This is a genomic window from Stutzerimonas azotifigens (assembly GCF_013522725.1).
In the GTDB taxonomy this organism is placed as follows: domain Bacteria; phylum Pseudomonadota; class Gammaproteobacteria; order Pseudomonadales; family Pseudomonadaceae; genus Stutzerimonas; species Stutzerimonas azotifigens_A.
The window spans coordinates 200,171-218,287 of sequence record NZ_JAAMRF010000008.1; the positions used below are offsets into that span (position 1 = coordinate 200,171).

13 protein-coding genes are annotated in these 18,117 nt (G+C 64.6%); all 13 read right to left on the minus strand.

Features of this window, described 5'->3' with window-relative positions; all coding sequences use genetic code 11:
- Nucleotides 1-18 precede the first annotated feature (18 nt).
- Nucleotides 19-2,064, minus strand: coding sequence for a type VI secretion system Vgr family protein (tssI, locus tag G7026_RS16365; protein WP_181071980.1), 2,046 nt, complete (start codon nucleotides 2,062-2,064; stop codon nucleotides 19-21).
- A 21-nt stretch (nucleotides 2,065-2,085) separates the two neighbouring features.
- A complete protein-coding gene (locus tag G7026_RS16370) occupies nucleotides 2,086-3,078 on the minus strand; it encodes a serine/threonine-protein kinase (RefSeq protein WP_181071981.1) in 993 nt (330 codons plus the stop codon).
- Nucleotides 3,075-3,812, minus strand: coding sequence for a PP2C family protein-serine/threonine phosphatase (locus G7026_RS16375; protein WP_181071982.1), 738 nt, complete (start codon nucleotides 3,810-3,812; stop codon nucleotides 3,075-3,077). The genes G7026_RS16370 and G7026_RS16375 overlap by 4 nt, the downstream gene beginning before the upstream one ends.
- Nucleotides 3,812-7,351 carry a type VI secretion system membrane subunit TssM gene (tssM, locus tag G7026_RS16380; protein ID WP_181071983.1) on the minus strand — a complete coding sequence of 1,180 codons (3,540 nt, stop codon included), beginning with the start codon at nucleotides 7,349-7,351 and terminating at the stop codon, nucleotides 3,812-3,814. The genes G7026_RS16375 and tssM overlap by 1 nt, the downstream gene beginning before the upstream one ends.
- Nucleotides 7,352-7,366: 15 nt before the next feature.
- Entirely contained in the window at nucleotides 7,367-8,239 is an 873-nt protein-coding gene (gene icmH / locus G7026_RS16385; protein WP_181071984.1) for a type IVB secretion system protein IcmH/DotU, read from the minus strand.
- Between the two features lie 5 nt (nucleotides 8,240-8,244).
- A complete protein-coding gene (gene tssK / locus G7026_RS16390) occupies nucleotides 8,245-9,576 on the minus strand; it encodes a type VI secretion system baseplate subunit TssK (RefSeq protein WP_181071985.1) in 1,332 nt (443 codons plus the stop codon).
- 3 nt (nucleotides 9,577-9,579) lie between these two features.
- On the minus strand, nucleotides 9,580-10,059 hold the full coding sequence (gene tssJ / locus G7026_RS16395; RefSeq protein ID WP_181071986.1) for a type VI secretion system lipoprotein TssJ: 480 nt from the start codon (nucleotides 10,057-10,059) through the stop codon (nucleotides 9,580-9,582).
- A 5-nt stretch (nucleotides 10,060-10,064) separates the two neighbouring features.
- A complete protein-coding gene (tagH, locus tag G7026_RS16400; protein ID WP_181071987.1) occupies nucleotides 10,065-11,258 on the minus strand; it encodes a type VI secretion system-associated FHA domain protein TagH in 1,194 nt (397 codons plus the stop codon).
- A 20-nt stretch (nucleotides 11,259-11,278) separates the two neighbouring features.
- Complete coding sequence (locus G7026_RS16405) at nucleotides 11,279-11,386, minus strand: type VI secretion protein (protein ID WP_219858481.1); 108 nt, start codon at nucleotides 11,384-11,386, stop codon at nucleotides 11,279-11,281.
- Nucleotides 11,387-11,696: 310 nt separating this feature from the next.
- The gene (locus G7026_RS16410; RefSeq protein WP_258190311.1) at nucleotides 11,697-12,644 is read right to left on the minus strand and encodes a hypothetical protein; all 948 of its coding nucleotides are present in this window, start codon (nucleotides 12,642-12,644) and stop codon (nucleotides 11,697-11,699) included.
- 3 nt (nucleotides 12,645-12,647) lie between these two features.
- The gene (locus tag G7026_RS16415) at nucleotides 12,648-15,509 is read right to left on the minus strand and encodes a toxin VasX (protein WP_181071989.1); all 2,862 of its coding nucleotides are present in this window, start codon (nucleotides 15,507-15,509) and stop codon (nucleotides 12,648-12,650) included.
- A complete protein-coding gene (locus G7026_RS16420; RefSeq protein WP_181071990.1) occupies nucleotides 15,506-16,069 on the minus strand; it encodes a DUF4123 domain-containing protein in 564 nt (187 codons plus the stop codon). The genes G7026_RS16415 and G7026_RS16420 overlap by 4 nt, the downstream gene beginning before the upstream one ends.
- The gene (locus G7026_RS16425; RefSeq protein WP_181071991.1) at nucleotides 16,066-18,114 is read right to left on the minus strand and encodes a type VI secretion system Vgr family protein; all 2,049 of its coding nucleotides are present in this window, start codon (nucleotides 18,112-18,114) and stop codon (nucleotides 16,066-16,068) included. Before G7026_RS16425 ends, G7026_RS16420 begins: the two co-directional genes overlap by 4 nt.
- Between the last annotated feature and the right edge of the window lie 3 nt (nucleotides 18,115-18,117).

Here is an 18,117-nt window from a genome sequence, read left to right on the forward strand (position 1 = left end):
GCAGCCCTCGTCCTTGCGTTAACCGGAAAAGTTGAGCGAGCGCTTGGGTTTACGAGGTGAATTGGGTACCTCGCCCGGCTGAGCCTGCTCCAACAAATTCCCCGCCTTGTCCCTATCCGCAGCCCCCGGCAACACCGGCGGCTTGGTCTTAATCCCAGCTCCCTTACCTGGCGCCCCACCCGCATTTATCTTGATCATCGGGCCGCTGACGGTGATGCCGCCGGGGTCGAGCTTGATGAAGCTGCCGCCGGCGGTGAGTGTCAGTTCGAGGCCAGCTTCGATGACCATTTTCTGGCCGGCCTTGAGGTGGATCTCGCGGCCGGCCTTGGTCAGTTGGGCGGTGCCGAGCTTGATATGCTGGGTCTGGCCGATGGTGAGGTGGTCGTCGGGTTTGACCTCCACCTTGCGGTCGCCGGTGACGCTCAGGTGTTCCTCGGCCCGTAGCTCGGTGAAGCTAGCGGCCTCGACGGTGTCGTGGCGTTCGTGGCCGATGCGGATCTTCTGGTCGTGCTCGATGTTCTCGTCCCAGTCGCGCTGGGCATGGATATAGATCTGCTCGGCGCCTTGGCGGTCTTCGATGCGCAGTTCGTTATAACCGCCACCACTTGGCGAGCTGAGGGTCTTGAAGACGCTGCGGGTCTTGTTGGCCGGCAGGTCGTAGGGGACGACGTGCTCCTTGTGGTACAGGCAGCCGGTGACCAGTGGCTGATCCGGGTCGCCTTCCAAAAAGGTGACCAGCACTTCCATCCCGACACGTGGGATGGCGATGCCGCCGTAGCGGTCGCCGGCCCAGCTTGAACTGACGCGTAGCCAACAGCTGGTCTTGTCATCGGCTTGGCCGTGACGATCCCAGAAGAACTGGACCTTCACCCGACCGTATTCGTCGCAGTGGATTTCTTCGCCCGCGGGGCCGGTGACCACCGCGCTCTGGCTGCCGAGTACACGCGGCTTGGCGTGGATCAGGGCCGGGCGGTAGGGGACGACCCAAGGGGTGGCGGTGAAGCGGTTGCGGTAGCCCTGAGTGAAACCGTCACCTGACTGACTGTCGCTTGTTACCGACTCTTCGAGCACCTGCGGCTGTTTGCCTTCGTGGAGCACTTCGGTCAGCAGCCAGAGGTCGTTCCATTCACGGCGTGGGTGGTCGGCGATTTCCAGCAGATGGCCGCTGACCAGCCTGGGCTGGTCGCTGTCGCCTTCGGCCTGGCGGTAATCGGCGCGGTGGCGCTCCAGCGCGCGCTGGGACAGGTGCCTGCCATGGGCGCGGTCGGTGAAGCGGCCGGGGTAGTCGTAGTCTTCCAGGTCCGGCGCCTTCTCCTGGCCTGTGGATTGGCCCTTGTGGTTGGCTTCCATGAGCAGGCGCGGCTGTTCGAAATCGTAGTCGCGGCGGGTGACCCGGCTGGTGCGGGTTTCCAGCCGTACGGCGAAGCGCTTGATCACCGGCTCGTCGGCGACCAGGCCGCTGTCCTGCAGGTACGCGGTGGGCTGCCCGAGTCTGGGAAAGCTCGTCTGGTCGTCGCCGAACACCAGTACGTGCCCCTGTTCGCTGTGCTCGAAGTGGTAGTGGATGCCTTCTTCCTCGCACAGGCGTTGGATGAAATGCAGGTCGGTCTCGTCGTACTGGGTGCAATAGTCGCGCTCGGGATAGACCACCGGCCCGAGCTGAAAACGGTAGGCGTCGGCCTGGATACCCTGGCCTTCGAGCACCTGGGCGATGATCTGCGGCACGCTCAGGTGTTGGAAGAAGCGCTGGTCGGTGCGATGCGCGAGGTAGGCGAGCTGCGGGACGATGGCCAGTCGGTAGCGGGTCAGGCGTTTGCCGGATTCGCCCTGGGCGACGCGGTGGACCAGCCCGTGGATACCGTTGCCGGCGGGTGAGAGCGCGAGGAACGCTGGCTGATGAAGCAGGCTTTGCAGGTCCAGGTCCGGGCGTTCGCTGACCAGCTCCAGGTCGAAGCGGTAGGGCTGGCTGATGGCCTCGCGACCGGTGAAGGCGAGCACCTGCAGGTCATGCTCGACGCCTTCGATGGTGAGGCTGAAATGGGTGTCATTGGCCGCGTTGAACATGGCGCTTCCTTTGTGCTCGTGTCATCCATGGGTGCGCCCGAACCAGCGCTGCAGGCGACTGGGTGCGGGGCGACAAAAAAGGTCCAGCAGTTCGGCGACGCTCACTTGTCGCTGCGCCGGTTCGAAAGCCAGCGCGCAGCGCAGCGCGGGCCAGCAATGCGGCGGCAGCCTGGCCGGCCGCTGCAGTTCGCCGTCCAGCGCCATGGCCTTGGCCTGCTTGGCGCTCAGGCGGCGGAACGGGTGGCTGCCGCTGGCCAGCTCATAGAGCAAGCAGCCCAGAGCATAGAGATCGGTGGCTACCGAGAGGTCACCGCCGTCGAGCAGCTCCAGCGCGGCATAGCGCGGCGTCCATGCCGTGAAACGGTTGCGCGAGAGGCGGGGCAGGCCGGGCAGCACGCCTTCGAGCGGTTGCCCGAGGCCGTAGTCGAACAGGCGCAGGCCATCGTCGGAGAGCATCACGTTGCTCGGTTTGAGATCGCCATGGATCACGCCGCGGCTGTGGGAGTACGCCAGCGCTTCGAGCAACGGCAGGGCGATGTCGCGCAGCTCGTCCCAGGCAAGGCCGTCGGGGCGCTCGCTGAGCAACCGGTCGAGGGTCGGCCCCTTGAGCAGTTCGAGGGTGATGAAGGCGCGCTGGCTGGCGGCGTCCACGTCGAAGCCGAACAGCCGCACGACATGGCGATGGCTCAGCCGGGCGGTCAGCGCGAACTCGGTGTAGAGCAGCGCATGGGCGTCGGGGTACTCGGCGAAATCATCGCTCAGGGTCTTGAGTGCGATGTAGGGCTCCGGATCGCCAAACTGCTCCTGCAAGAGATCACGCGCCCGGTAGACCGCGCCCATGCCGCCCACGCCCAGCAGTCGCTCGATCAGGTAGCGACCGCCCAATACCTGGGGCAGATCGCCGGCCGCTATGGCGGCGGCAGACGGCGTCTGGGGCGCCGGTTCGGCAGCCGTGGCGGCAAACGCGAAGTAGGTCAGGTCAGAGTCGGGTCCGGCGCGAAGGGGTTCGTTCATCGGCGGACCACCACGGCACTGAGGTTGTCCCGTGCCGGCCCGTCCAGGGCCTGGTCGAACAGCCGCTGCAGCGCGAGACCGGATGACGGCGAATTGAGCGCCGCGCCGAGGGCGTCCGGCGACAGGCTCTGGTAGAGCCCGTCGCTGCACAGCAGGAGGGTGTCGCCCGGGTAGACGTCGAACTCGAGGATATCCAGCACCAGCTGCTCGCTGGCACCGATGGCGCGGGTCAGGGCATTCGCCGCGGGATGGCGTGCGGCCTCCAGCGGGCTGAGGTGCTGCTCGTCGATCAGTTGCTGCAGCAACGAATGGTCGCGTGAGAGCTGATAGAGGCGACCGCCGCGCCAGAGGTAGCAGCGGCTGTCGCCGGCCCAGACGCAGGCGGCGCGCTCGCCTTCCATCAGCAGGGCGACGACGGTGCTGCCGATCACCGGGTCGGGGCGGTCAGCGGTAACCGTCAGCTCCTGCCCGAGCCGGCGGTTGAGGTCGTGCAGGCAGCGGCGCAGGCTGACCAGGCGCTCGGCGAGGCTGCCTTCGGGCAGTTCGGCCAGCTGTTCGACGATCAGGCGGCTGGCCAAGGCGCCGTTGTGGTGGCCGCCCATGCCGTCGGCGATGACCCAGAGGCCTTGCTCGGGGAAATCGAGGAAGGCGTCCTCGTTGCGCGCGCGGACCTTGCCCCTGTCGGTCCGTGCGGCGCTGCGCCAGCCGTGGGTCAGGCTCGTGGTGCCCGTCATCACAGGGTCGCCGGCAGCTTGAAGTCGCGCAGCAGGGCGATGTCGAACGGGTTCGGCGAGCGCTGGCTGTGCAGCAGGTAATTGGCGTGGCGGCCGCCCAGGTTGGCCTTGAGCATCAGCACGTCGCGTCCGCTGTGGTAGTCGACCTGCATCAGGTCGAGCAGGCGGAACAGCGACCAGGGGCCGGTGTTCTTCTCGATGCCGACGCGGCGCCCGCCCAGTTCTTCCACCACCAGGCTGGTACGACCTTCGTCGGCGTCGGCAGGCCAGCTGAAGGCGGTCTGCACGATCGGTCCGTGGCGATATTCCATCTGCTGGTTACCGAAGCGGAAATCGGCACGGCCCAGGCTCGAATCCAGCGAGTAGGGCTCGAGCTTGAAGCGGATCTGCGGCTCGTTCGGGTTCTCCGCGAAAAAGCTGCGGCGGATCGTCTGCGCATGGCTCATCTGCGCCAGGAACTCGCGCGACAGCGGCAGGCCCCGGCCGTCGACACGACGCAGCTGATACTGGCCGGCGCTGCCGCTGACGAAAGGTTTGAGGTAGCGATCAAAGAAGCCGTCGGCAACCCCCTGGGCCTTGAAGAATTCCCGGAAATCGGCGATCGCCACGTCGCTCTCGCTGTGGGCGCTGAACGGGTAACGCTGGCGCAGCGACCCTCTGTAGAACGCATACAGCTCGCTCTGGTAGCGCTGGTTGAGGTAGTGGTAGGCGTCGTTCAGGACCAGCGTCCAGCTGTCTTCGGCAAGCAGGCCGAGCCAGTTACCGATCGGCTGCGGCAGCCGGGCGGCACTCGCGCGCAGCTGGTTGATGGCGTCACGCTGGCCGCCCATGCGTGCCTTGGCCAGCTCGAACGCGGCCTGATCCGGCGCGCTGGCGTGGGCCAGGCTCGCCAGTTGCAGGTGCAATGCATCGATGGCTTGCAGCGTCGGCACCAGCTCGGCACTGGCGCCCGAGTTGTCGTCGAGCAGGCGGTGCAGGGGCTCGAAACGCCGCTCCAGGGTCTTGCGCGCGGTGTCCGGCAGATTCTTGGCCAGTGCCGCCTGGGCCTGCTCGGCTGCGGCGGAGGCCAGCTTGGCAGCCTTGCCCAGCTTGCCGTTGGCGTCCTTGAGCGCGTCGGCAGCTTCCGCTGCGTCACCAGCGGCGTCCGCCGCGCCGGCAAAGCGGGTGTTGTCGCGCACTTCGACCAGCAATTGCAGCAGCGGCGAGTTGGCGGCGCTCAATCCGCTGAGCAGCACCGCGCCCTGACCGGCGCCGGCGATAGGCTCCAGCGTCAGTTGCGCGACGGCTTCGCCCCAGTAGTTGGCATAGTCGCGGAAGTACAGCTGTTCCATCTCGACCATCAGGCGGCCAAGGTCCTTGAGGCTCAGGCTGTCGCCCTCGCCGAGCACCCAGTTGTCGCGCAGGATCTCGCGAACCAGGTCGCTGCCCTGGGCAACGTAGAACTTCTGGTAGCCGTTCTGGGTGTAGAAGCCGGGGATGGCATAGTCGCTGCCGTTGAACAGCGCGCCCTGCGGACCGAGGCGCTGACTGAAACGGTAGTCGGGCAGGCTGCGGGCCTGGTCGCGCAACATGCGGTAGACGACGTTGGCCAGCGATTCGCTGCGCAGTACCTTGCGCGCTTCCGTCACCAGTTGGTCGTTGAGGCGATAGGGTGCGAAGTCTTCGCTGAGCAGCCGTTCGAAATGGGTGTTCAGGCCGTTTTGCGCCACGGCGTTGCCGGCATAGCGCAGCGACCAGTCGGCGGCCAACCACTCCTTGAGGAAAGCCGTGTCGCGGCGCTCTGCCAGATTGAGCATGAGGTAGGCGCGCAGGCTGCCGAGCAGGCGTTCGCGGTCGGTGAGGTTGGCACGGATCTGGGCTTCGAGCTGGCGGCCGATGCGCGGCAGCAGGAGCTTTTCCAGTTCACGGCGGTAGGCCTGATGCACCGTCGGATCGACATCCTCGCCCTGATACAGCCCGGCGCGCTGCAGATAGGAGACCTCGGCCTTGGCCGGAAATACCCGGGTTGCCGCGTAGCTGGTGTCCAGCGCCTTGAGGGTGCGCAGCGCGTCGTCCTGGGCAGTGATGCCCTGGCTCTCGCGGCCGAGCTGGTCGGCGAGGCTGCGCAACTGTTCGAGTCGCTGGTGGTTGCCGGAAAAGCCGGTAGCCCAGAGCGCGCCGAACAAGGCCAGGCAGGCGAAACTGGTGGCATACAGGGCGCGCTGGCCCCAGTCGATCCGGCGTACTTCCTTCTGGTCCAGTCCGGCGAGGTCGGCTTCCGGAAAGATGACCCGGCTCAGTAGATGGTTGATGAAGCGCGCCCGGCCATTACGGAAGGTCGGTAGCGCGCTGCTCGACAGGCCCAGGTTGCGCCCGATGCCGCTGGTCAGCGGGTCCAGCGCGTCTTGCAGTTGCGGTGCGCTGGTCAGGTAGAAACCGCGCAGCTGGCTGGCGCGCTGGTAGCGATTGCCGGAGAACGCCAGCTCGATGAACAGGCACAGGCGCTCGCCGATCTGGCCGAGCTGGTGGGGGAAGTCGAGGATACGGCCGCGACGCTGGGTGTCGCGCTCCTGGTGCATGCGCAGGATCACTTGGCTGTTGAGCCGGCGCAGCAGCTCCTCGAATTCGCCACGGACCACGTTGACGTCAGTGCCGTCCTGCTCCTTGCGAAAGCTCGCGCCGAGCACCTGGTCGCTCTCTTCGCGGGAAAGCTGATCGAAGAATTCTTCGAAGCCGAGCACCTTGTCGGCCTTGCTCAGCACCAGATAGACCGGCACGTCGGCGCCGAGGCGCTGGTGGATCTCATGCAGGCGCTGGCGGCTCTGGCGCGCCAGCGTCTCGAGCTCCTGTTCGCTCGATTGCAGCAAGTGCTCGACCGGTATGTTGACCAGCACGCCATTGAGCGGGCGCGCACGGCGGCGACGCAGCAGGCCGAGCAGCGTGTCCCAGGCCTTTCTGTCGACGGACGCATCGGGCTGGGTCAGGTAGCGGCCAGCGGTATCGATCAGCACCGCATGGTCGGCGAAGTACCAGTCGGCGTAGCGGGTTCCGGAGACGTCCTTTGTCAGGCGCTGGTTTTCGCCGCGGTTGAGGGGGAAGTCCAGTCCCGAGAAGTCCAGCAGCGAGGTCTTGCCGCTGCTCTGGGGGCCGAGCAGCAGGTACCAGGGCAGGTCGTTGCGCCATTTCTCGCTGCGCCCGCGGTACAGGCTCGAACTCTTGAGGGTGCGCATGGCGTCCCGGTAACGGTCGCGCAGGACGCTCTGCTCCTCGGTGATCAGGCCTTCGCGGCGCAGGCGCTCCTGCGCCTCGTCGTCGCTGGCCTCGGCCTGCTTGCGGCGCGTGCTGCGCCAACTGGCGAAGACGATGAACAGCCCCCAGGCCAGGCACAGGCCGGCGATGGTCAGCAGGCGGCTGGTCGAGGATTCCCAGAACTTGTAGTCGTTCACCGCCAGCAGCGGCCCGACGAACCACACCAGCAGGGCCAGCATCAGCAGGACACACAGGCTCCATACCCAGGTCTTGCGGAAAAACGCGGCAAGCTTGCCGAAAAAAACCTTCATGGCATTACGTCCTTGTTACGACTGAGGCTCGACCTGAACGGTCGGATCGACGGGTTGGTACGGCTGCAGCACGGTGTCGCGCTGCTCGCCCAGTACCCAGGCGAAGCCGGCGTACAGCATGCCGAGGCAGATCAGGGTGAACAGCGCAACCATCCACCAGGGCACGATGCGCACCAGGCGTCTGCGGGTGTCGCGCAGCCCCTGCCAATGCGGCGAGACCTCGCGCGGCACGTCGCCGCGCAGCTGGCGGATCTGCCGGTAGAGGCTGTCGCGTACCGCTTCGAGTTCGAGCATGCCGCGCGGCATTACCCGGTACTTGCCCTCGAAACCCAGCGACAGGCACAGGTACATCAGCTCCAGCATCGGCAGGTGCTTGACCGGGTTACGCGAGAGGCGCTCGAGCAACTGGAAGAACTTCTCGCCGCCGAAGGTCTCGTTGTGGAAGGAAGACAGCAGGCTCATCTGCGACCACTCGCTCTCATTGCCCCAGGGCGTGGTCACCACCGCTTCGTCGATCACGGTACACAGCACGTAGCGCGCGGCCATCACCTGGCTGCTCTCCGCGCCATCGTGCAGGGCACGGTGCTCGAACAGCTTCAGTTCTCCCGACAGGCGCTGGTTCAGCGCGTGCAGGTCCTCGCCTTCGAAGCTGTGCTTGAGCCGCACCACTTCGGAAAGCAGCGTGGAGGCCGCCGCGACCAGCGGGTTGAGGCTGATGTTGAAGCTTTCCGCCGGACGCAGGCGCGCGGCGTAGATCATCCGCTCCTCGAGCTGCTCGAACCTGGGCGCTGCGTTGAAGTCGGTCAGCGGGCTCTGTGCCGGGGCCTCGCCGTGGCGATTGAGGATGACCGTCTTGTCGTCCTGTCCGTAGTCCATTTCTCTGATCATGTCGGTCAGTTCCTGATCGCCCAGAATTTCAGCTCAAGCCCGGTGAATTCGCCGGACACGTGGAAGGCGAAGCCGCCGGATCGCTCCAGTTGCGCCAATTCCTCGGAGTTGAGTTCCAAGGCGAAATAGGTCTTGCCGGAGTGGAATGGAATCTGCCGCGGCGCTACCGGCAGCGGTTTGACCTTGATACCCGGCAGGTGCAGGTTAACCAGCTGGCGGATGCGCTCCACCGGGCCGACTTTCAGATGGGCCGGCAGTCGCTGACGCAATTCTTCGGAGTCGCATTGGGCACTGGCGGCGAGCACGAACGAGGCGCTGCCGAGCAGCTTGTGGTCGTGCAGCGGCGAGACCTGGATGCCGTACTGGCGTTGTTGCAGCAGCAGCTCGATGGCGTGTTGTTCGAGCACCATCGACAACACCTGGCGGATCGCATCCATCAGCTTGCGAAACGACATTCCCTGGTCGTTGTGCAGGTAGCGACCCTCCAGGCGGGGACGCTTGGTCTCGCTGGAGAAGGTCGCCAATTCGCCGAGCAGGCCCAGCAACTCACGGTAGATCTGTTCGGGGTGCACCCGGTCGATGCCCAGATAGTGGCGCAGCACGGGCTCGTAGCGGTTGATCAGCTGCAGCATCATGAAATCGCCGACCTCGGCACCGCCCACCTTGCCGGTGGCGCGGATCCGTTCGGCGAGGATGTCGCCGCGATGGCCGAGCATGCTGATCACTTCCTTGAGGCAGGACAGCAGATAGCTGGATGCCTGGAAGTCGATGAAGGTGGGTATGTATTCGGGGTCGAGGCTGATCACGCCGTCGGGCGTGGTGTCGAGGATGTCGCAGAGCTTGAGCTTCACATAGGCCTGGTCGGCCTGCTGCTCGCCGAGCAGCAGCCGAAAGTCCGGCCGGCCGGTGCTGACCTGGCTGCTGCTGCTGTCACCGGCATTGGAATCGGCGACTTCCTCGTCGAAGGCGGTGTAGCGCGCCAGCACGTCCTTCTGCTCCGGTCGACGGCTCTCGATGTGGTTGCCGGTAACCAGAGGCAACGCCAGATAGACCGGGGTGTTGCCGGTGTTGGGCGGTACGTCCAGGGCCAGCGGTTCGCGCTCGGCGCCGATCTCGAACAGGCTGCCGTCGGGAAGAATCCCGCTGGCCTGGCTCAGTACCAACTTGCCCATGTTGAGGAACTGGCGGTCGATCTCCAGCCCGAAGAAGCCCCAGGCGTAGTGGCCGAGCTTCTGGGTGCGCAGCTTGAGCTGCGCGTCGTAATAACGGTCGCTCTGCTGGAAATGCTGCGGACGCAGCAGCATGCCTTCCTGCCAGATCACCTTGTTCATGCTCATGGCTCAGTTCCCCTTCGCGAGCGGGTCGACGGCCTGGATGCCGCGCTCGTCGAGACTCAGCCCGATGCGGTTCTGCGCCCTGTGCTGCAGAGGAACGACGAAACGCCAATTGGTTTCTGGCAGGTCCCGGTAGGCGGCCAGCACGCCCACATAGCGGCTGCCGTCTTGGACGAAGAGCTTGAGGTCGCGCTGCTCGCCGGGGCGCAGTTCGAGCTCTTCCTGAATGACCAGATCTGGCGACAGGGCTTCCTTGGGGCGCTGGTAGAGCGAGAAAAAGTCCGCGTTCTCGAAGGCCACTGGATGCTTGAGCTCGATCAGGCGAATCACGATGGGGGAGGGGCGACCGTTGAGGTCGGGGTTGAGCCGGTCACTGCCCTGCAGCGACAGGTCGAGTTTGGTCAGCTCGGAATTGGGCGAGAGCGCCGAGCAACCGCCGAGCAAGGCCAGCGCCGCGAAGACGGCTGCGGGGAAGAAGCGAGACATGGACATCATCCTTGAAGGTCGGTGTTGAGAGTGGCGATCAGGCGTACCTGCTCCTCGTAAGCCTGGGCGAAGTCGCGGGCGAACAGCCGCTCGCTCCAGTCGTCGTCGCGCTGCATGGCCAGATGCAGGCGGCGATAGGCGCGCCAGCGGCTGCCGGAGGTGGAAATCAGCGGTTTGTTGTCGCGTTCGAAGCGCAGCGCCAGCTGGTCCGGCGAGAGCTGTTCGAGCATCCCCTTGAGGGCCGCGCGGCTGGCGGCCAGCATCGCCACCTGGTGCGCCTGCAGGTCGCGGAAGGCACGTCCGACGGCCTGCTCGCCCGGCAGCTGACCGGGCTTGCCGCCGCGCAGCAGAAGCGTCAGCGTTTCGCCACTGTCAATGCTGTGTTTGAGCGGGTTGTTGCCGGCGCTCTGTACGGTGGTCAGCGACAGGCGCATCTCGTTCTTCAGTTCGCCACGGGTGCGCAGCGCCTGCTGCAGCCCGCCAACGCTCTGCCTGAGCAGGCTGGCGGCTTTCAGTGCCAGCGCCTGTCGGGCCTCTTCATCCAGCTCGTCCAGGTCGACGCCCAGCGCCTCGCCGAAGCGCGCCCAGAAGCCGGGCGGCAGGCGCTCGGGCTCTGGAGCGGCCTTGGGTTGGGCAGCCGGCCTGGGCATGACCAGCTCGGGTACCTGCAGGTTCTCCTCGTCGATCTGGGCATAGTCGCGTTGCTGGGCCTGCACCCGCGATGGGGCGAGCACGGCGGTGAGGTCATCCACCTCGGCATAGACGCGCTCCTGTTGGTCCAGGGCGGTCAGCGGATCGAGATCGAGAAACGCATCGTCGGGGATGATGCTGCCGGCCGGCTGCGGACGACCGATATCCCCTTCGAACGAGGCCGGGTCCTGGATCAGTCGTGCGCGGATTTCGAAATCACCCAGGCAGTAGACGCTGCCGTGCTCGATGCGCTGAGCCCGACCCTTGTCCAGGCTGGCGCCGGTGTCTTTGAGCTGGATGCCGTTGCTGCTGGTGTCGGTGAGGAAGAATGCGCCGTCCCGGTAACTCACTTCGGCGTGGCGGCTGGACAACACGCGCTTGCGATCCGGGATGACCCAGTCGCAATCTTCGGCACGGCCGATAACGCCGCCGGCCTGCTTGAAGGTTTTCGTCGTCAACAACCCAGGCACGAACTGCTGTGCGCTGACCACATCGAAGACCAATTCCATGGTGCTACTACTCCTGGCGGTCAGTTACCGCGGTTTACCGCTTGCGGATCGCCCAGCGGACGGTATTCGGCATCATTGAATTTGTAGTTGCCGGAACAGCCGGCAAAGACGAGGGCGGTGACGATCAGGGCGAATGCGAAAAAGCGCTTGAGCACGCGATTTCCTCCTTGAATGCGTGAGCGGGAACGGCCGCAGCCGTGGTGAAGCGGAACTTCGGCGTGTATTGAAGGTCACCACGGCCGCAAGCGGGGTGATGGGGTTCACGAACTGGGCCGTCGCCAATCAGAGAGTGTGGCACCGCACGCTTTGGCGTGCGGGGTTGGGGTTATTCCTGAACGCTGATGCGATGCTTGCGGAGTCAGGCTTTGCCCTGCGGAGGCGGCTGATAAAACATGCTGATCGATAGGTCTGGGTGCTGGGATATGGTTCGGACTTGGGTCATGGCTGGCCCTGTTCCAGATCGACCAGCCGGCTGGTCGGGCCATCGGCGCGCAGACGCTCACGAATAAGCCGCGGCCATTGGCTCCGCGAGCGGCGCTTGGCGATGCGATAAGTGAAGTTCTGTAGGGTACGGACCGGCAGTAGCAGCATGCTGCCGAACAGCAGCATAAAGTCTGCGTAGCTGAGAAAGTTGCGGCCTTTGTTCGCACGGTATTCGTCTTTGATCAGCCCCCAGTACAGTCGCACCGATTGCCCCTTGCTATTGCGTACTTCCTGCAAGCTCTGGCTGAACTGCGGAGAGTCGCTGTGGTGACCGTTCTCGTCGAACCAAGGGCCGTTGTCCATATAGGCGCGCAGGTATTCCCAAAAGCCCAGCTGCATCTCCAGGCTCTTGCCGATAGGTGAGCCGAGGTTGACCAGCACCTGTTCCTCCGGGTGCCCGTAGCGATGCAGCAGGGCTTCGAGCGCCGCATGACGCATGCCAGCGGTATAGGGGCCAACGGTGCCATAGGCGTAGGCGGCAGCGGCAATGCCATCCCAGGGCGTGTGGTACAGCTCGCCGTCCTGCTCGAAGTACAGCTCGCGGGTGCGGCGGTTGAGCAGGATGGGGAGAGGCATGGGGCGTAGGACTTCCCAGATAAAGGGAATTGCAAAAAGGGCCAATGCAAGTAATAGGGTGTTTAGCGCGGGCTCGGGGCGATGATTCAGAAAGAGAGCGAAAGCGAAGATAGCCCAAAAAGTACCTCCCACTCCCCCTAGCGCCCCCGTCAGCATCCCTCTATCGGCACTATCACCATGCTCTATGGCCAGGTAGTGCTCGGTCTGCTCCTCCACTTCGGGCATGCATATCAGCGGTGCGCCGCTCGGCTGTTCGGCCTGGAGCAGACGGCTGTCCGGCACCTGGGCCAGGCGCTGGGCGAAGGGGTGATTCGTGGCTACGGTCATGGCTTAGCTCAGGTCAATATCGATGGGCGGCAGGTAAAGCCCTTCAACGGGCTGGTAGGTCAGGCTCCCGCGGATAGCCGCCAAATCCTCGACATCTTCGTGGTAGGCGCGGCGCAGGCGGGCGCTGCCATCGGGTTCCGGCGTCACGCGGCTGCCGATATCCAGATCGAAGGGAATAAGGTCGTCTTCGCCCCATATCAGCGGCACACAGCGTTTGGCTGAGCCGAGCAGACCGCTCGAGCGCTTCCATTCCTCGTGTCCGTCGAAGCTAACCATGCCCTGGCGGTATTCGCGCTGGCCAGGCAGGCGCAGTACCAGGCGCAGTTCATTGACCCATTGCCCGCTGCGTGGGTCGATATCGTTCCAGCGTTCCAGAGTCAGGCTGACCGGCAATACGACCTTGTAGAAGGCGCGCATGGTAGCGGTGAAGTCTCCAGACCAGTCCGCTGGACGGATACCGAAACGTGTCTGCTTGATCCACTGCTCCAGCGGAGTGTCCTGGGTGTAGATCAGCGAAATCATCCCGATAAAGATGGTGACAGTCAGCCCGACCAGGCTTAAGCGTAGCGGTAGGGACAATACGCGGATACCGGTGACCAGGGCTTCCGCCTCGCCGGCCAGAGCCGCGGCGCGGGCGACACGCAGGGCACGCATGGCCTGCAGGGATACACGGGCATAGCCCAAATTGGCACCGGCAAGGGCGGTGCTAACCGCTGCTGTGTCTAGATCGCCGGTGCGGAATGCGTCCAGCGCCTGCCAACCGAAGTAGAACACGTCGATGGCGGCTGTAATGGCCTGGAAGAGCATGGCAAACGAGGCCAGCCCCAGTGCATCAGCTAGGAGCTTGCGAGCACCAGGATCGATATGGCTGGTTTTAGCCACATGCTGTTCCCATCGGGTATCGGCAAGTTGCTGCAGTATCGCGGTTGAGGCGGTTGCCGTTGCCATGATTGCACTTGTTGCAGAGATAACGTTCTTGGCTGACATGTCCGCCCACGTTTGCTTTCCAACCTCCGCAATATTCCAAGCTGCTACCAGCGCAATCAGCGTCTTTAGTGGCGCCTCATCCAGTAATTCCCCGATATTGCGCGGCAGCTCCAGCTTGGCTGCATCGCCGCTAAGCGGAGGCAGCACCGGTGCTGGCTTATTGGGCACCGTGCGTGGTACGTCACTGCCATAGCCCGGCTGGGAATGAAGGGGTGCTGGTTGAGGGGCAGGCACCACGCGAAGATGCGGAATGGCGTCCTCAACCTGGATCGCCGTCGGGCTTTTGCTTGGGGCTGTGCCAGGGGCTGTGCGAGCGGTACGCGCCTGCTCGCGCTCGATCTGCTCGATGCGCTTGTCGATTCTGCGCCGCTGCCCCTTGTTATGGGCCTGGCCCATCTGCTCGCTGAGCCAGCGCAAAGCGTCAACCTGGCGCAGTTGCTCTACGTCCATCCGCTGCTGGCTGCGCACCAGCATGGCGACCGTCAAGTTATAGGCCAGAGGGGCGATCTGTTCGGACAGGGTGCGCAGCCGCCCAGCCAGTATGGATGACAGCGCCGCGAATAAAGGTTCACCGCCCCCTGCCGGCGCCAGACTCTGTAGCCTGTCCGCACCTAGGTTCAGGGTCAGGGTGATGGCCGTTGCGCGGGCCAGACGCCCCGCGGCCGCGCCCGCCTCTGCACCGGCCTCAGACACGCCTTCCGGAATATGCAGCAGCTGTTTCAGCTCTCCAGGCCCAACCTTCCGAGCCGCGCCCAGTACTGCCCAGAGCAGCCAGGGCTGACCTTTGGTTCGGTCGAGATCCATAGCCTCTTCGATGGCTTTAACACCTGGTGGAGTGGATGCGGGCCCGAGGCAGGCAGCGGCAAAGCTCGCCTCCAGTGTGTCTCGCTGGTCGGGCCGGGTGATGTCGAAGTGTTCGCAGGCGGACTCTAGGTCGGCGGGTGTGCTGCGGCCCAGGGTCGAGAACCAGGCGACCCACAGCTCGGCAATACGCCGCAGGTCCGTCTCCAAGGCTTCCTGCTCACGCTCCTGTTCCCGCAGAGCGCTCTGGAGCCGTGGTACATCGACCATTGAGGCCAAGCGGTCACGTATCTCTTTGTCGCTATCGCTGACGGACTTGACTACGGCGGCAATGGACCATTCATCACGGTGCCGATTGAGTTTGTCGAAAGCTTGGTTGCGAGCACGCAGCAGGGCAGCCAGATCAAACAGTACGCCCCAGGGGTCATCGAGCAGCGCGAAATGTTGCTGCTCGCAGCGCTGCATGCGCTTCAGTGGCGGCTCTTCCAGAAGCCAAGATTTGGGTTCGCTCGCGCAGCTCCAACGATAATTTTCCGGTTTCGCGTCACCGATCTGCGAGTGCAGGGGCCGGACCGCTCCGCTGAAGGGGGCTGCTCCTGGGATCAGCTCCCGCATGAGACGCTGGCGTGTTCCGGCGTTTTGCTCGGTTTCAGCGAAGATGTCCGCGCTCCACTCGACAGGCGACCAGGCCAGGCATACCGGCGCTCCGGACTCCAGCAGGAGATAGGCCATGGTGCTGTCCGTCCGAGCACGCCCGCCACGTGCCGTTGGCTTGAGCAGGGAGGCTTCGACACGGTATTCGCTCAGCTCCTGCAGGCCGTCCTCCCAGACATAAAGCCAGCCGTCGCGGAGCATGCGTGGCACATAACCGAGCGGGCGATCCTGTAATTGGGGATGATCCGGGCCCAGCTCTGGGAACAGTCCTTGTATATTCGGCAATCCCAGAGTCGATGCATCCAGAGTGGAAGGGTTGCGTGGATCGATGGGGCCGATAGCGTAGCGAACGGGCAGCACCGCTGCCAGCAGAGGGCAGGCAGCGGGGCGGAGGCGGTCAGGTTGGGCTACGGGTTGGTTCATGGAGTTGCGTCCTGCTTGTTGGTTTCGCTCTGTGCCAATGCTTCCAGCAATGGCCAGTCCAGGGTGATTTGTGCGTCGAGGGATTTCCGGGCAACGGTGCTGTCCCGCTCGGGCGATGAATTACCCCATGCCAGGAAGGGAGCGTCCGCGCCGCTCAACCAAACCTCGTGAACGCCATGCCAGAATCCCAAAGGCCATTGGGCATTGACCCGCCACGCATTGAGTAGAGGCCGTCCGTCCGCAAGCCGTAGCCAGAATTCCCTACCATCGGGGGAGAGGACGCGCAGGCGGCGCTGCAGAATGCCGTGCAGGTCGTCGAGGGCAAAGTCGCTCTTCAGCCATACGGCGTAATGCAATTCGGAACTGCCCTGGCACCAGGCGTCATGCAGGGTGCTGCCTTCATCCGCGCTCAGCAGGATGGGGCCGATTTCCGCAAGGGATGAGTAGGGCGTACCCAGCAATAGCGGACGCGGGCTGTGCTCGGGAAAGGTCTGGCAGAGCCAAGCCAGGGCCTGTTTATGCGATGCACCATCGAATAGCAAAAAGCCTGTGCCTGTCATGTCGCCTCCCGGGCTTGCTTGGCCGCCTCACAGACTTCGCAGATTCCGCTGGTAGCTTGCAGGAAAACACGACGTTGCTTAGCCAGTGCCTCCAGCGGAATCCCAGGCCTATCCGCATCCGCCGGTTTCACGAGCCCGGGCAGGATGGGCTTTGCACCCGAACCACGTCCCGGCGCGCCGCCCGAATTCATCTTGATGGCCACGCCGTTCAGCGTGACGCCGCTGGGGTCGAGTTTGAGGAAGCTGCCGCCGCCTTTGGCGGTGAGTTCCATGCCGGCGTCGATGACGACTTTGCTGCCGGCGTAGTAGTGGACCTCATTGCCCGCCTCGACGAACTGCCCGGTGCCGATCTTCACGTGCTGGCTGTTGCCGACGGTGAGGTGGTCGTTGGCGCGGATTTCGGTTTTGCGGTCGGCGTGGGTGGTGCGGTGTTCTTCGGCCTTGAATTCGCTGTAGCTGTTGGCCTCGACGGTGTCGTGGCGTTCGTGGCCGATGCGGATCTTCTGGTCGTGCTCGATGTTCTCGTCCCAGTCGCGCTGGGCGTGGACGTAGATCTGTTCGGCACCCTGGCGGTCTTCGATGCGCAGTTCGTTGTAGCCACCACCGCCGGGCGAGCTGAGGGTCTTGAAGACGCTGCGGGTCTTGTTGGCCGGCAGGTCGTACGGGACGACATGCTCCTTGTGATACAGGCATCCAGTGACCAGCGGCTGGTCGGGGTCGCCTTCGAGGAAGGTGACCAGCACTTCCATGCCGACCCGCGGGATGGCGATGCCGCCGTAGCGATCACCCGCCCAGCTCGAGGAGACACGCAGCCAGCAGCTGGTCTTGTCGTCGGCCTGGCCGTCACGGTCCCAGTGGAACTGGACCTTCACGCGGCCATATTCGTCGCAGTGGATCTCTTCACCGGCCGGGCCGGTGACCACGGCGGTCTGGCTGCCGAGTACCTTGGGTTTGGGGTGGTTCAGGGCCGGGCGGTAGGGGATGTCCCAGGGCGTGGCAGTGAAGTGGTTGCGATAGCCCTGAGTGAAGCCATCACGGGCGAGGCTATCGCTCGTCATCGATTCTTCCAGCACCTGCGGCTGTGTGCCTTCGTGAAGAATCTCGTTCAGCAGCCAGAGCTGGTTCCAGTCGCCGCGCGGGTGTTCGGTGAGGGCCAGGAAGTGGCCGGTGACCAGCTGCGGCTGGTCGCTTTCGCCTTCGGCCAGTTCGAAGTCGCTGCGATGACGTTCCAGGGCGCGCTGGGACAGGTGCTTGCCGCGGGCGCGCTCGGTGAAGCGGCCGGGGTAGTCATAGTCTTCCAGGTCCGGCTGGAACTCGCTCTGGAAGGCGCCTTCCATGGTCAGGCGCGGTTTCTCGAAGTCGTAGTCGCGGCGGGTGACGCGGCTGGTGCGGGTTTCAACCCGCAGGCCGAAGCGCTTGACCACCGGCTGGTCCGCCACCAACCCCGAGTCCTGCTGGTAGGCCACCGGCGCGAGCTTGGGAAATCCCGTCTGGTCATCACCAAAAACAAGCACATGGCCAGAGGCGCTGTGCTGGAAGTGGTAGTGAATGCCTTCTTCCTCGCACAGGCGCTGGATGAAGTGCAGGTCGGTCTCGTCGTACTGCACGCAGTAGTCGCGCTCGGGATAGACCGAACCGAGGCCGAAGCGGAAGGCGTCCGCCTGGATGCCGTGCTCCTCGAGCACCTGGGCGATGATCTTATCCACCGTCAGGTGCTGGAAGATGCGCTGGTTGGTGCGGTGGGCGAGGTAGGCCAGCTGAGGGCGCAGGGTGATGTGGTAGCGCGTCAGGCGCTTGCCGGAATCGCCCTGGGCGACGCGGTAGATCAGCCCATGGATGCCGTTGCCGGCCAGCGAGAGGGCGAGGAAGGCCGGCTGGTGGAGCAGGCTTCCCAGGTCCAGATCAGGGCGCTCGCCGACCAGTTCGAGCTCGAAGGCGAAGGGTTGCGAGAGGGCTTCCCGCCCCGTGAACGCAAGCACCTGAAGGTCGTGTGCGATGCCTTCGATGGCGAGGCTGAAATGGGTGTCGTTGGCCGGGTTGAACATGTC

Excerpts from the sequence above, each read along its gene's own strand:
- tssI (WP_181071980.1), bottom strand. The coding sequence starts at position 2,064 with ATGTTCAACGCGGCCAATGACACCCATTTCAGCCTCACCATCGAAGGC.
- G7026_RS16370 (WP_181071981.1), bottom strand. The coding sequence starts at position 3,078 with ATGAACGAACCCCTTCGCGCCGGACCCGACTCTGACCTGACCTACTTC.
- G7026_RS16375 (WP_181071982.1), bottom strand. The coding sequence starts at position 3,812 with ATGACGGGCACCACGAGCCTGACCCACGGCTGGCGCAGCGCCGCACGG.
- tssM (WP_181071983.1), bottom strand. The coding sequence starts at position 7,351 with ATGAAGGTTTTTTTCGGCAAGCTTGCCGCGTTTTTCCGCAAGACCTGG.
- icmH (WP_181071984.1), bottom strand. The coding sequence starts at position 8,239 with ATGATCAGAGAAATGGACTACGGACAGGACGACAAGACGGTCATCCTC.
- tssK (WP_181071985.1), bottom strand. The coding sequence starts at position 9,576 with ATGAGCATGAACAAGGTGATCTGGCAGGAAGGCATGCTGCTGCGTCCG.
- tssJ (WP_181071986.1), bottom strand. The coding sequence starts at position 10,059 with ATGTCTCGCTTCTTCCCCGCAGCCGTCTTCGCGGCGCTGGCCTTGCTC.
- tagH (WP_181071987.1), bottom strand. The coding sequence starts at position 11,258 with ATGGAATTGGTCTTCGATGTGGTCAGCGCACAGCAGTTCGTGCCTGGG.
- G7026_RS16410 (WP_258190311.1), bottom strand. The coding sequence starts at position 12,644 with ATGACCGTAGCCACGAATCACCCCTTCGCCCAGCGCCTGGCCCAGGTG.
- G7026_RS16415 (WP_181071989.1), bottom strand. The coding sequence starts at position 15,509 with ATGAACCAACCCGTAGCCCAACCTGACCGCCTCCGCCCCGCTGCCTGC.
- G7026_RS16420 (WP_181071990.1), bottom strand. The coding sequence starts at position 16,069 with ATGACAGGCACAGGCTTTTTGCTATTCGATGGTGCATCGCATAAACAG.
- G7026_RS16425 (WP_181071991.1), bottom strand. The coding sequence starts at position 18,114 with ATGTTCAACCCGGCCAACGACACCCATTTCAGCCTCGCCATCGAAGGC.